We start from the raw sequence: 12980 nt of genomic DNA on the forward strand, positions 1-12980 counted from the left end.
TTCTCCCCACTGATAACGCATCGACGCGCAATTGGCGCACATCCATCCATGCTACAGAAAGCCCCCAAGCAACGGCAAAGCCAGCCGCCCGGGCTTTATTGCAAAGTATGTTGTGCCAGAAATTCTTCGGGCTTCCAGCCTTCGCGACTGACCAGCCGATTCAGCTCCACCCGCGGCAGACGCACCTTCAACAGGGTAGCGCCCCCTTCGTCGTGCCCCTCTTCCTGCACGGCACCGAGCGAGAAGAACTGGGCACGCAGACGGCCAAGCTGCTGCGGCAGGCACAGCGTACCGATGAACAGGTCGTCGGCGAGCAGTTCGCTGATGGCCTGGTGCAGCAGATCCAGCCCCAGTCCCTCGCGCGCCGACAACCACACGCGCACCGGCTTGCCGCTGTCGTCGCGCTGGATCTGCGGCATCACCCCGGGCAGCAGGTCGAGCTTGTTGTAGACCTCGAGGGTCGGCAACTCGTCCGCGCCGATCTCCTTGAGGACCGAATACACCTGCTCGATCTGCAGCTGGCGCTCCGGCTCGTGGGCATCGATCACGTGCAGCAGCAGGTCGGCATTGCTCGATTCCTCGAGCGTGGCGCGGAACGCCTCGACCAGCTTGTGCGGCAGGTGGCGGATGAAGCCTACGGTATCGGCGAGGATCACCGGGCCGACGTCGGCGAACTCCAGACGGCGCAGGGTCGGGTCGAGGGTGGCGAACAGCTGGTTGGCGGCGAACACATCCGCCTCGGTCAGCGCGTTGAACAGCGTCGACTTGCCGGCGTTGGTATAGCCAACCAGCGAGACCACCGGCACTTCCGCTCGCTTGCGCCCGCGGCGTGCCAGCTCGCGCTGGCCGCGCACCTTCTCCAGGCGCTGCTTGATCTGGCGAATGCGCACGCGCAACAGGCGGCGGTCGGTTTCCAGCTGGGTCTCGCCCGGACCGCGCAGGCCGATACCACCCTTCTGCCGCTCCAGGTGGGTCCAGCCACGCACCAGGCGCGTGCTCAGGTGATCCAGCTGGGCCAGCTCGACCTGCAGCTTGCCTTCGTGGGTGCGCGCGCGCTGGGCGAAGATGTCGAGAATCAGACCGGTACGGTCCAGCACGCGACACTCGAAAACCCGCTCGAGATTGCGCTCCTGACTGGGCGTAAGGGTGTGATTGAAGATGACCAGGTCGGCAGCGTCGCGCTTGACCTGCTCGCAGATCTCCTCGACCTTGCCGCTGCCGATCAGGAAGCGGGCGCTCGGCTGGTGCCGCGGAATGTTGACGAAGCCAACCACCTCGGCGCCTGCCGAACGAGCCAACTCGAGGAACTCGTCGGGATCTTCACGCGCCTCGGGCGCCTGACCTTCCAGATGAACCAGAATGGCCCGGTCACCGCCCTCATGGCGCTCAAAGAACAAGACTGGCGACTCCGCTTATTCGTCGTTGCCCGACTCGCCCTGCTCGCTGCTAGGCAGACGCACCGGACGGCTCGGAACAACGGTGGAAATGGCGTGCTTGTAGACCATCTGGCTGACGGTGTTCTTCAGCAGGATGACGAACTGGTCGAACGATTCGATCTGACCCTGCAGCTTGATGCCGTTGACCAGATAGATGGAAACCGGAACGCGCTCTTTGCGCAGGGTGTTCAGGTAAGGGTCTTGTAGCGAATGCCCTTTTGACATTGTCCACACTCCTTCAGGGGATAAGTAATTGTATGTAGTAGGTCGGAATCGACAAAGTAAGTAATGGCTTGCTGCTGCGCTTCCCCACAGGATAGCCGGCTGCGGGCCGAAACTCAGCCTTTAATGGAGACCGCGTGCAGGTATTTCAAGGTGCGTGCCAGATTGTCGCAGGCCAGACTGTCCAGCCAGTGCAACTGCGACCAACTGCGCAACCAGGTGAATTGTCGTTTGGCCAGCTGGCGGGTAGCGATGATGCCGCGCTCGGCCATCTCCTCTCGACTCAGAAGTCCTTCGATATATTCCCATACCTGCCGGTAACCCACCGAACGAATCGAGGGCAATCCGGCATGCAGGTCGCCGCGGGCGTGCAGTGCTTCGACTTCGGCAATGAAACCTTGTTCCAGCATCAGCTGAAACCGCCGAGCGATGCGCTCATGGAGCAGCTGACGCTGCCCCGGAGCGATAGCCAAGTGGGCGACAGTATAGGGCAAAGCCTGTCCCTGCGGCGTACCCGCGTGCAGATTTTGCAACACCTGCCGGCGGCGGTGCTCGCTCATGCTCAAGCCGCTGACCCGGTACACCTCCAGCGCCCGCACCAGGCGCTGCGGATCGTTGGGATGGATGCGCGCGGCCGACTCCGGATCGACCCGCGCCAGCTCCGCATGCAGGACCGCCAGCCCTTCGGCGGCGGCCTGCGCCTCGAGCTGGGCGCGCACCGCGGGATCGGCCGCGGGCATGTCGGCCAGCCCTTCGAGCAGCGCCTTGAAGTACAGCATGGTGCCGCCGACCAGCAGCGGAATCCGCCCGGCGGCGGTGATTTCGGCCATCGCCGCCAGCGCATCGCTGCGAAACTCCGCCGCCGAATAGCTCTCGGCCGGGTCGCGGATGTCGATCAGGCGGTGGGGAAATTCGTCCAGCAGCTCGCGCGAGGGCTTGGCCGTGCCGATGTCCATGCCGCGATAGACCAGCGCCGAGTCGACACTGACGATCTCGCAGGGCAGCACCCGCGCCAGCTCGATGGCCAGGTCGGTCTTGCCCGAGGCAGTCGGACCCATGAGGAAGATGGCAGGAGGCAGCGCGGACATCGGCAAACTCTGTGATCGGGGAAGGAAACGGGGCGCTCAGCGCCCGCGCAGGAACAGCTTGTCGAGATCGTCCATGCCCAGCTGGGTCCAGGTCGGCCGGCCGTGGTTGCACTGGCCACTGCGCTCGGTCTGCTCCATGTCGCGCAGCAGGGCGTTCATCTCAGGCACGGTCAGGCGCCGATTGGCACGCACCGCGCCATGGCAGGCCATGGTCGCCAGCAGCTCGTTGAGATGGGCCTGGATGCGATCGCTGGAGCCGTACTCGAGCAGATCGCTGAGCACGTCGCGCACCAGCTGGCTGGCTTCGGCCTGCTTGAGCAGGGCGGGGATCTGGCGAATCGCCAGGGTTTCCGGGCCAAGGCGCTGCAACTCGAAGCCGAGCCGGGCGAACCAGTCGGCATGCTCCTCGGCGCAGTCGGCCTCGCGCTGGCTGAGGGCGATGGATTCGGGCACCAGCAGCGGTTGGCCGCGCAGGCCCTCGCTGGCCATCGCGCTCTTCAGCCGCTCGTAGGTGATCCGCTCGTGGGCCGCATGCATGTCCACCAGCACCAGCCCCTGCGCATTCTCGGCGAGGATGTACACACCCTTGAGCTGCGCCAGCGCATAGCCCAGCGGCGGCACGTCGCCCTGGCCCTGCGGCAACGCCTGCGCGCCCGCCTCGCCCAGCGGGGCGAAGAACTCGCGGTAGGCGCCCTGCAGCTCGGCCTGTGGCTGGCCGCTCGGCGCCGGAGAGGGACGATAGCCGCCCGCACCGCCAGACACACTCTGCCCGCCCGGCGGCGGCTGCCAGCGCGGCGCCTCGAGCGGCGCGGCGGACGGCACATGCACGGCCAGGCTCATCTCGTTCTGCCCGGCGAACTCGCCGGCCGCCAGGCCGCTGACCTGCGTCTCGCTGCGCAGGGTGGCCGGTGCGGCGAGCTGATCCTCGGGGCGCACATCGGCCAGCGCCCGATGCAGGGTGCCGTAGAGGAAGTCGTGGACCATGCGGCTGTCGCGGAAGCGCACCTCGTGCTTGGTCGGGTGCACGTTGACGTCGACCACCGTGGGATCGATCTCGAGAAACAGCACGAAGGCCGGGTGGCGGCCGTTGTAGAGCACGTCGCGATAGGCCTGGCGCACCGCATGGGCGACCAGCTTGTCGCGCACCATGCGGCCGTTGACGTAGAAGTACTGCAGGTCGGCCTGGCTGCGCGAGAAGGTCGGCAGGCCGACCCAGCCCCACAGACGCAGGCCGCCACGCTCGATGTCGATGGGCAGCGCCTGCTCGAGGAACGCCGGGCCGCAGACGCTGGCCACCCGCCGCGCACGGCTGGTCTCGTCGGCCGCCGGATGCAGGGACAGCACGCTCTTGCCGTTGTGGCGCAGGTGGAAGCCGACCTCGAAGTGGGTCAGCGCCAGGCGCTTGATGACTTCCTGCAGGTGATCGAACTCGGTCTTCTCGGCGCGCAGGAACTTGCGCCGCGCCGGGGTGTTGAAGAACAGGTCGCGCACCTCGACGGTGGTGCCGTCCGGATGCGCCGCCGGCTGCACCCGGGGCTGCATGTCGCGCCCTTCGGCCTCGACCTGCCAGGCCTGCGGCGTGCCGCGCCGACGCGAGGTCAGGGTCAAACGGGCGACCGAACTGATCGAGGCCAGCGCCTCGCCGCGAAAGCCGAGACTCAGCACCCGCTCGAGATCCTCCAGCTCGCGGATCTTGCTGGTGGCATGGCGGGCCAGCGCCAGCGGCAGGTCGTCCGCCTCGATGCCGGCGCCGTCGTCGCGCACGCGCAGCAGCTTGATGCCGCCCTGCTCGACCTCGACGTCGATGCGCGCGGCGCCGGCGTCGAGGCTGTTCTCCAGCAGCTCCTTGGCCACCGAAGCCGGCCGCTCGACCACCTCGCCGGCGGCGATCTGGTTGGCCAGCCGCGGCGTCAGCAGCTGGATCCGCGCCGGCGCACTCATGGCTGCACCGCCAGGGCCTGCGCCGGAATGATCAGCAGCTGACCGGCCTTGAGACTGTCGTTGCCCAGTCGGTTGGCGCTGCGCAGCGCCGGCAGGCCGACCTGATAGCGCTGGGCGATCAGCGCCAGGCTCTCACCGGGAGCGACCACATGCTCACGCCGGCCGATCTTGATCTTGCCCTGGTCACGCAGCCAGGCGATGTAGCTGCCCGGCGGCGGGTTCTCGTGGAAGAACTGGCGGATACCGCTGTGGATCGAGTGCGCCAGCGCCTGCTGGTGGCTCTTGGTGGACAGCTTCTGCGACTCGCCGGGATTGGAAATGAACCCGGTTTCCACCAGGATCGACGGAATGTCCGGCGACTTCAGCACCATGAACCCGGCCTGCTCGACCCGCCGCTTGTGCAGCGGCGCGATGCGACCCATGTTCGACAGCACCTTGTGGCCGACGTCCAGGCTGGAGGACAGGGTCGCGGTCATCGACAGATCGAGCAGCACGCCGGCGAGCATGCGGTCCTTGTCGTCGAGGCTGACGCTGCCGACGCCACCGACCAGGTCCGAGCGGTTTTCCTTGTCGGCCAGCCAGCGCGCGGTCTCCGAGGTGGCGCCACCGTCGGAGAGGGCGAACACCGAGGCCCCGAAGGCCGCCGCCCGCGGCGCTGCGTCGGCATGGATCGAGACGAACAGGTCGGCGCCCTTCTTGCGGGCGATCTCGGTACGCTTGCGCAGCGGGATGAAATAGTCGCCGCTGCGTACCAGCTCGGCGCGAAAGCCACGCTCGCTGTTGATCTGGCGTTGCAGCTCGCGGGAAATCGCCAGTACCACGTCCTTCTCGCGCAGGCCGCGCGGACCGAGGGCCCCCGGATCCTCGCCGCCGTGACCGGCGTCGATGGCGATGACGATGTCGCGTTTGCCGCTCGGCACCGGGGGCAGCCGTGCGGGCGGGCTCGGCTCGGCCACGCTGGTTTTCGGCGGCAGGCTGGCGACCGGCGGCGCGGTCACCAGCGGCTTGTCCGGCAGCGGACGGGCCGGCGCGGCACTCACCGGGCTGCTGGCCGGGCTAGCGGCCGGCTGCGGCGGCGTGCTGGCCTGGGGCGCGGCCTCGTCCTGATCGAACAGGTCGACCACCAGGCGGTGACCGTACTGCTGGTTGGGCGCCAGGCTGAAACTCTTCGGCGTCACCGCGGCCGTCATGTCGAGGACGATGCGCAGTTTCCCGGGCGCACGCTCGGCCACGCGCAGGCTGCTGATCGGCGTCTTCGCGGTGGCCAGCTGCTCGAGACGGGTCTTCAGCTGCGCCCCGTCGACGTCGATGACGATACGCTCCGGCGCGCTCAGGGTGAACACGCTGTGCTGCACCGGCCCGCTCAGGTCGAACACCAGGCGCGTGTTGTCCGGCGCGCGCCACAGGCGCACGCTGCGGATCTCGCTGGCCGCCAGTACCGCCTCGGCCGCCAGCATGGCCAGCGTCGTGCTCAGCACGGCAAGCAGTGCCCGGGGGCGAATGGCCCATCGCATGTTCATTGAACTCCCACAGTCGTCAGGACGGCGCACCAGGACTCGCCACGCGCGCCGTGGGGCTGCAGGCGCAACACCCGGCCCTCACCCTGCACGTCGATGGTAATGTCCAGATCCGCCTTTGGCAGAATGCCGGCGCCGCGCTCGGGCCACTCGATCAGGCACAGCGCGTCGCCGTCGAAATAGTCGCGGATGCCGAAGAACTCCAGCTCCTCCGGATCGGCCAGGCGATACAGGTCGAAATGATAGACGTAGCGGGCGCCCAGCTCGTAGGGCTCGACCAAGGTGAAGGTCGGACTCTTCACCGCGCCGGCATGGCCCAGACCGCGCAGGATACCGCGCGACAGGGTGGTCTTGCCCATCCCCAGGTCGCCGTGCAGGTAGATCACGCCGACGCCGGCGGTCACCTCGGCCAGGCGAGCGCCCAGCGCCAGCATGGCGGCCTCGTCGGCGGCATACAGGGTCACTTCAGGCACGGGCTGTGCTCCTCCAGCAGTTCACGTAGGGGTTCAATCAGATCGGCGGCGGCCAGACCCCGCCCGCCGCGGCCCAGACGCTCGCCGGCGCGGGCATGCAGCCACACGCCGAGACGCGCCGCCGCCGCCACGTCCAGCCCCTGGGCCAGCAGGGCGCCGAGCAGGCCGGCGAGGACATCGCCCAGCCCGGCTCCGGCCATCGCCGGGTGGCCATGGTCGCACAGATGCAGCTCGCCTGCCGGGGTCGCCACCAGGCTGCCCAGCCCCTTGAGCAGCACCACCGCATTGAGCCGGCGCGCCAGCGCCAGCGCTGCCGCTGGCCGGTCGGCCTGCACCTCGGCCGTAGTGCAGCCGAGCAGGCGTGCCGCCTCGCCGGGGTGCGGCGTGACCAGCCAGTTGCCGCTCGGCGGCGCCAGCCGACCGGCAGCGAGCAGATTGAGCGCATCGGCGTCCCAGACCTGCGGCTTGTCCAGCGCGCCCAACCCGGCCAGCAGACCGCAGCCCCAGGCGCCCTGCCCGCAGCCCGGGCCGAGCACCAGCACGTCGGCCTGGGCGAGCAGATCCTGCAGCTGGAAGGACGACTGCACGCCACGCGCCATCACCTCCGGACGGCGCGCCAGCACGGCCGGCACATGCTCGCCGCGGGTGGCCAGACTGACCAGCCCGGCGCCGCTGCGCAGGCAGCTTTCCGCCGCGAGCAGCGCCGCTCCGCCGAAACCGAGATCGCCGCCGACCAGCAGCACGTGGCCGAACAGGCCCTTGTGGCCGTTGCGCGGGCGCGGCGCCAGCCGCGGCAGGCTCGCGCCAGACAGGCGCAGCGCCGCCGGCGCCACGCTGGCGAGCAGCGCCGGATCGCCGCGCAGGTCGTCGAACACCAGCGTGCCGCAACAATCCGGCCCGTCGAGACAGAACAGGCCGAGCTTGAGGCCGATGAAGCTCACCGTCAGTTCGGCCTGCAGCGCCACGCCGAGCACCCGTCCGCTATCCGCGCACAGGCCGGAAGGGATATCCACCGCCAGCCGCGGCAGCCCGCTGGCATTGGCCAGACGAATGGCCTGGGCATAGGGCTCGCGCACCGCGCCGCTGAGGCCGGTGCCGAGCAGCGCATCGACCAGCACGCCACGCAGCGGCGCGCACTCGCTCCATGGTTCGATGACCACCCCAGCGGCGCGCGCCTCGGCGCAGGCGGTCGCGGCGTCGCCACCCAGCTGCGCCGGATCGCCGGCCGCCGGATCAGCGACCGCCAGCACGCGCACGCGCCAGCCGGCGCGCTGCGCCAGCACGGCGAGCAGATAGCCGTCACCGGCATTGTTGCCGCGCCCGGCCAGCACGGTGACCTCCCCGGCCTGCGGCCAGCGCCGGCGCAGGGCGCGCCACACGGCCTGGGCGGCGCGGCGCATCAGTTCGCAACCGGGCGTGCCGGCGGCGATAAGGCGCGCGTCCAGCTCGCGGACCTGGGCGGCGCGATACAGGGCAAGGGGCAGGGGATCGTTGCGGTGCGACATGGGCCATTCGACTCCGGGCTCTGGCACAATTATACCCACCCTGCCCCGGACCACCGCCAGCCATGTCGACCACCGCCCCCGATCTTGTCGCCCTCGCCCAGTCGATCCGCGACTGGAGCCGCGAACTGGGCTTCCAGCAGGTCGGCATAGCCGGCATCGAACTGGACGAACACGAGGCGCATCTCCAGCGCTGGCTGGCCGCCGGCCATCACGGCGAGATGGACTACATGGCCGCCCACGGCCACAAGCGCTCGCGCCCGGCCGAACTGCTGCCGGGCACCCTGCGGGTGATCTCGCTGCGCATGGACTACCTCCCCGGCGACACGCGCATGACCGAGGTGCTGGCCAGCCCGGACAAGGCCTACGTGTCGCGCTACGCGCTGGGCCGCGACTATCACAAGCTGATCCGCAAGCGCCTGCAGCAACTGGCCGAGCGCATCCAGCAGGCCATCGGTCCGTTCGGCCATCGCGCCTTCGTCGACAGCGCACCGGTGTTGGAAAAGGCCCTCGCCCAGCAGGCCGGGCTCGGCTGGATCGGCAAGAACACCCTGCTGCTGAACAGGAAGGCCGGCAGCTGGTTCTTTCTCGGCGAACTGTACGTCGACCTGCCGCTGCCCGTGGATGCGCCCCACGCCAGTGAACACTGCGGACGCTGCCAGGCCTGCCTGGACATCTGCCCGACCGCCGCCTTCGTCGGTCCGCAGCAGCTGGATGCGCGGCGCTGCATCTCCTACCTGACCATCGAGCTCAAGGGGCCGATCCCCGTCGAGCTGCGCCCGCTGATCGGCAACCGCGTGTTCGGCTGCGACGACTGCCAGCTGGTCTGCCCGTGGAACCGCTTCGCCCGCCCCACCGCGCAGGGCGACTTCCAGCCGCGCCACAACCTCGACAACAGCGAACTGGCCGCACTGTTTCGCTGGAGCGAGGAGGAGTTCCTCGCCCGCACCGAAGGCTCGCCGCTGCGCCGCGCCGGCTACCCGCGCTGGCTGCGCAACCTGGCGGTGGGCCTGGGCAATGCGCCGAGCAGCATTGCGGTCATCGAGGCCCTGCGCCTGCGCCGCGACGACCCGTCCGAGCTGGTGCGCGAGCATGTCGAATGGGCGCTGGCGCGCCATGGCGTGGCCTGAGCCGTCGCTCAACGATGGAGCAGCGGATAGACCAGCAACCCCGCCGCCTCGTGGAGCAGCAGGCCGCTCTGCCACAGCGCCTTGCTCTCCGGCAGCCAGCCGCCCAGCGGCCGGCCGTTGGGCACGCCGAGAAAGCCCAGCGGCGCCGGCACCACCTCGAAGCCGTGGCGCTCGAAGCACCAGCGCGCCCGCGGCATGTGCCAGGCCTGGGTGACCAGCACGATGCGCCGCACCCCGGCGTCGCGCAGCAGCGGCGCACTCAGCGCGGCGTTTTCCCAGGTGTTGCGGCTGCGCCCTTCCTGCCAGCGCGCCACCACGCTGAAGTCCTCCTGCAGCACCTGGGCGAACAGCTCGGCTTCGCTGGGCGGCGCGCCGAAGTGCAGCCCGCCGCTGGCCAGGATCGGCAGGCCGCTGGCCCAGTGCAGCCGCGCCGCCAGACGGGCGCGCTCCAGCGCCAGCAGACTCGGCTGATCGCCGCCCCAGCCCGGGTCGCCACGCTCGCGGCCGCCGCCGAGCAGCACGATGGCGTCGGCGCGCCGCGACAGCGTCGGCCACTCGCTCGTCGCCAGCGCCGGCTCGCGCTCCAGCAGCCGCGCGCCCAGCTCGACCACCACGGGCAGGCTCATCAGCCACAGGCCGCCGAGGCCCAGCACCCCGCAGGCCAGCGCCAGCCGCGGGCGGCGCAGTCGCCACCACCAGACCAGCAGCAACAGCAGGAACAGGCCGCCCGGCGGCAGCAGCAGTTGCTTGAACAGATAACCCAGTGGCACGGCGATCCTCCCCCGCATGGGCCGCGACGATCGCCCCGGCAGCCGACGGTGCACGCCCGCCATCCCATAGCTTAGCGGTGCAACCCGTGTAGCACGCTACACCGGGCCACAGCGTGGCCGCCAAGTCCCCGCAGGCGCCGCCGACGCACGCCCTGCCACCCGCCAATCAGGGTTTCCCCAGATCCGCGGGGGTCATGTATGCTTGGAAGCTTTGATTACCCCCCTTTTTCCAGTCCGGCAGAGCCATGCACGAACAGTATCAGCCCCGCGAAATCGAAGCCGCCGCGCAGTCCCACTGGGACGCGCACCAGTCCTTTGAAGTAAGTGAACAGCCCGGCAAGGACACCTTCTATTGCCTGTCGATGTTCCCCTACCCGAGCGGCAAGCTGCACATGGGCCACGTGCGCAACTACACCATCGGTGACGTGATCGCGCGCTACCAGCGCATGCAGGGCAAGAACGTGCTGCAGCCGATGGGCTGGGACGCCTTCGGCATGCCGGCGGAAAACGCCGCCATGCAGAACCAGGTCGCCCCGGCCGCCTGGACCTACGCCAACATCGACTACATGAAAACCCAGCTGAAGAGCCTGGGCCTGGCCATCGACTGGTCGCGCGAAGTCACCACCTGCAAGCCGGACTACTACCGCTGGGAACAGTGGCTGTTCACCCGCCTGTTCGAGAAGGGCGTGATCTACCGCAAGAACGGCACCGTCAACTGGGACCCGGTGGACCAGACCGTGCTGGCCAACGAGCAGGTGATCGACGGCCGCGGCTGGCGCTCCGGCGCGCTGATCGAGAAGCGCGAGATCCCGATGTACTACTTCAAGATCACCGCCTACGCGGATGAGCTGCTGCAGTCCCTCGACGATCTGGATGGCTGGCCCGAGCAGGTCAAGACCATGCAGCGCAACTGGATCGGCAAGTCGCGCGGCATGGAAGTCAGCTTCCCCTACGACGCCGCCAGCATCGGCAGCGAAGGCGTGCTCAAGGTGTTCACCACCCGTCCGGACACCCTGATGGGCGCCACCTACGTGGCGGTGGCTGCCGAGCACCCGCTGGCCAGCATCGCCGCCCAGGGCAACGCCGAGCTGCAGGCCTTCATCGACGAGTGCAAGCGCGGCGGCGTCGCCGAAGCGGACATCGCCACCCAGGAGAAGAAGGGCCTGGCCACCGGCCTGTTCGTCCTGCACCCGCTGAGCGGCGAGAAGCTGCCGGTGTGGGTCGCCAACTACGTGCTGATGAACTACGGCGAAGGCGCGGTGATGGCCGTGCCGGCGCACGACGAGCGCGACTTCGAGTTCGCCCACAAGTACGCCCTGCCGATCAAGGCGGTGATCCGCACCAGCGCCGGCGACGAGACCCCGGCGCCGTGGCAGGACGCCTATGCCGAGCACGGCCAGCTGATCAACTCCGGCGACTTCGACGGCCTGGACTTCCCGGGCGCCTTCGACGCCCTCGAGGTGGCCCTGCAGAAGAAAGGCCTCGGCCAGGCGCGCACCCAGTTCCGTCTGCGCGACTGGGGCATCAGCCGCCAGCGCTACTGGGGCTGCCCGATCCCGATCATCCACTGCGACGCCTGCGGCGACGTACCGGTGCCGGAAGACCAGCTGCCGGTGGTGCTGCCCGAAGACGTGGTGCCGGACGGCGCCGGCAGCCCGCTGGCGCGCATGCCCGAATTCTACGCATGCAGCTGCCCGAAGTGCGGCGCCGCCGCGCGGCGCGAAACCGACACCATGGACACCTTCGTCGAGTCGTCCTGGTACTACGCCCGCTACGCCTCGCCCAAGTTCGAAGGCGGCATGGTCGACAAGGCCGCGGCCAACCACTGGCTGCCGGTCGACCAGTACATCGGCGGCATCGAGCACGCCATCCTGCACCTGCTGTACGCGCGCTTCTTCCACAAGCTGATGCGTGACGAAGGCCTGGTGGACAGCGACGAGCCGTTCACCAACCTGCTGACCCAGGGCATGGTGATCGCCGAAACCTACTACCGCCTGCAGGATAACGGCAGCAAGCTGTGGTTCAACCCGGCCGACGTCGACCTCGAGATGGACGCCAAGGGCAAGCCGCTGTCCGCCAAGCTGAAGAGCGACGGCCTGCCGGTGGAAATCGGCGGCATCGAGAAGATGTCCAAGTCGAAGAACAACGGCGTCGACCCGCAGACCATGATCGAGCAGTACGGCGCCGACACCTGCCGGCTGTTCATGATGTTCGCCTCGCCGCCGGACATGAGCCTGGAGTGGTCCGACTCCGGCGTCGAGGGCGCCAACCGCTTCCTGCGCCGCGTCTGGCGCCTGGCTCATACCCATGTCGGCGCCGGCCTGCCGGGCGCGCTGGACAGCGCCAGCCTGAACGACGCACAGAAGGGCATCCGCCGCGCCATCCACCTGGCCATCCGCCAGGCCAGCCAGGATATCGGCCAGCACCACAAGTTCAACACCGCCATCGCCCAGGTGATGACCCTGATGAACGTGCTGGAAAAGGCGCCGCAGAGCGAGGCCCAGGACCGCGCCCTGCTGCAGGAAGGCCTCGAGGCCGTCGCCCTGCTGCTGGCGCCGATCACCCCGCACATCAGCCACGCGCTGTGGCAGCAACTGGGCCACGCCGAGCCGATCATCGACGCCACCTGGCCGGTCGTGGACGAAGCCGCCTTGGTGCAGGACAGCCTGACCCTGGTGGTGCAGGTCAACGGCAAGCTGCGCGGCGAAATCCAGGTCGCCGCCACCGCCTCCCGCGAGGAAGTGGAAGCCGCCGCCCGCGCCAACGAGAACGTGCTGCGCTTCACCGCCGGCACCACCATCCGCAAGGTGATCGTGGTGCCGGGCAAGCTGGTCAACATCGTCGCCAACTGACCGACATCGTCCAATCTGCCGCCCGCCGCGTGCGGGCGGCGTTTCACAT

At 69.0% G+C, this 12980-nt stretch carries 10 protein-coding genes; 2 read left to right on the forward strand and 8 right to left on the reverse strand.

Annotated features, from left to right (window positions below; all coding sequences use genetic code 11):
* Window positions 1-95 precede the first annotated feature (95 nt).
* From hflX to BM297_RS01910, 7 genes are all read right to left on the reverse strand, one after another.
* Window positions 96-1397 (reverse strand): ribosome rescue GTPase HflX, encoded by a 1302-nt coding sequence (gene hflX, locus BM297_RS01880; RefSeq protein WP_092427726.1) that lies wholly within the window; start codon window positions 1395-1397, stop codon window positions 96-98.
* Between the two features lie 15 nt (window positions 1398-1412).
* Window positions 1413-1661 (reverse strand): RNA chaperone Hfq, encoded by a 249-nt coding sequence (gene hfq, locus BM297_RS01885; RefSeq protein ID WP_090305249.1) that lies wholly within the window; start codon window positions 1659-1661, stop codon window positions 1413-1415.
* Window positions 1662-1774: 113 nt separating this feature from the next.
* Window positions 1775-2746 (reverse strand): tRNA (adenosine(37)-N6)-dimethylallyltransferase MiaA, encoded by a 972-nt coding sequence (gene miaA, locus BM297_RS01890; RefSeq protein WP_092427728.1) that lies wholly within the window; start codon window positions 2744-2746, stop codon window positions 1775-1777.
* 36 nt (window positions 2747-2782) lie between these two features.
* On the reverse strand, window positions 2783-4687 hold the full coding sequence (gene mutL / locus BM297_RS01895; RefSeq protein ID WP_092427730.1) for a DNA mismatch repair endonuclease MutL: 1905 nt from the start codon (window positions 4685-4687) through the stop codon (window positions 2783-2785).
* Entirely contained in the window at window positions 4684-6201 is a 1518-nt protein-coding gene (locus BM297_RS01900; RefSeq protein WP_092427732.1) for an N-acetylmuramoyl-L-alanine amidase, read from the reverse strand. Before BM297_RS01900 ends, mutL begins: the two co-directional genes overlap by 4 nt.
* A 2-nt stretch (window positions 6202-6203) precedes the next feature.
* Window positions 6204-6677, reverse strand: a complete 474-nt coding sequence (gene tsaE / locus BM297_RS01905) for a tRNA (adenosine(37)-N6)-threonylcarbamoyltransferase complex ATPase subunit type 1 TsaE (protein ID WP_092427734.1) — start codon at window positions 6675-6677, stop codon at window positions 6204-6206.
* A complete protein-coding gene (locus tag BM297_RS01910; protein ID WP_092427736.1) occupies window positions 6665-8182 on the reverse strand; it encodes an NAD(P)H-hydrate dehydratase in 1518 nt (505 codons plus the stop codon). Before BM297_RS01910 ends, tsaE begins: the two co-directional genes overlap by 13 nt.
* A 62-nt stretch (window positions 8183-8244) precedes the next feature.
* Here BM297_RS01910 and queG point away from each other — a divergent pair, with 62 nt between their 5' ends.
* Window positions 8245-9309, forward strand: a complete 1065-nt coding sequence (queG, locus tag BM297_RS01915) for a tRNA epoxyqueuosine(34) reductase QueG (protein ID WP_092427738.1) — start codon at window positions 8245-8247, stop codon at window positions 9307-9309.
* Between the two features lie 8 nt (window positions 9310-9317).
* On the opposite strand, the gene BM297_RS01920 is transcribed toward queG, so the two are convergent.
* A complete protein-coding gene (locus BM297_RS01920) occupies window positions 9318-10079 on the reverse strand; it encodes a YdcF family protein (RefSeq protein WP_092427740.1) in 762 nt (253 codons plus the stop codon).
* Between the two features lie 245 nt (window positions 10080-10324).
* Here BM297_RS01920 and leuS point away from each other — a divergent pair, with 245 nt between their 5' ends.
* The gene (leuS, locus tag BM297_RS01925) at window positions 10325-12931 is read left to right on the forward strand and encodes a leucine--tRNA ligase (RefSeq protein WP_092427742.1); all 2607 of its coding nucleotides are present in this window, start codon (window positions 10325-10327) and stop codon (window positions 12929-12931) included.
* Window positions 12932-12980 lie beyond the last annotated feature (49 nt).

The organism is Geopseudomonas sagittaria (genome assembly GCF_900115715.1).
Taxonomy (GTDB): domain Bacteria; phylum Pseudomonadota; class Gammaproteobacteria; order Pseudomonadales; family Pseudomonadaceae; genus Geopseudomonas; species Geopseudomonas sagittaria.

Coding starts and splice junctions, on each gene's coding strand:
- hfq (WP_090305249.1), bottom strand. CDS start 1,661: ATGTCAAAAGGGCATTCGCTACAAGACCCTTACCTGAACACCCTGCGC.
- miaA (WP_092427728.1), bottom strand. CDS start 2,746: ATGTCCGCGCTGCCTCCTGCCATCTTCCTCATGGGTCCGACTGCCTCG.
- mutL (WP_092427730.1), bottom strand. CDS start 4,687: ATGAGTGCGCCGGCGCGGATCCAGCTGCTGACGCCGCGGCTGGCCAAC.
- BM297_RS01900 (WP_092427732.1), bottom strand. CDS start 6,201: ATGCGATGGGCCATTCGCCCCCGGGCACTGCTTGCCGTGCTGAGCACG.
- BM297_RS01910 (WP_092427736.1), bottom strand. CDS start 8,182: ATGTCGCACCGCAACGATCCCCTGCCCCTTGCCCTGTATCGCGCCGCC.
- queG (WP_092427738.1), top strand. CDS start 8,245: ATGTCGACCACCGCCCCCGATCTTGTCGCCCTCGCCCAGTCGATCCGC.
- leuS (WP_092427742.1), top strand. CDS start 10,325: ATGCACGAACAGTATCAGCCCCGCGAAATCGAAGCCGCCGCGCAGTCC.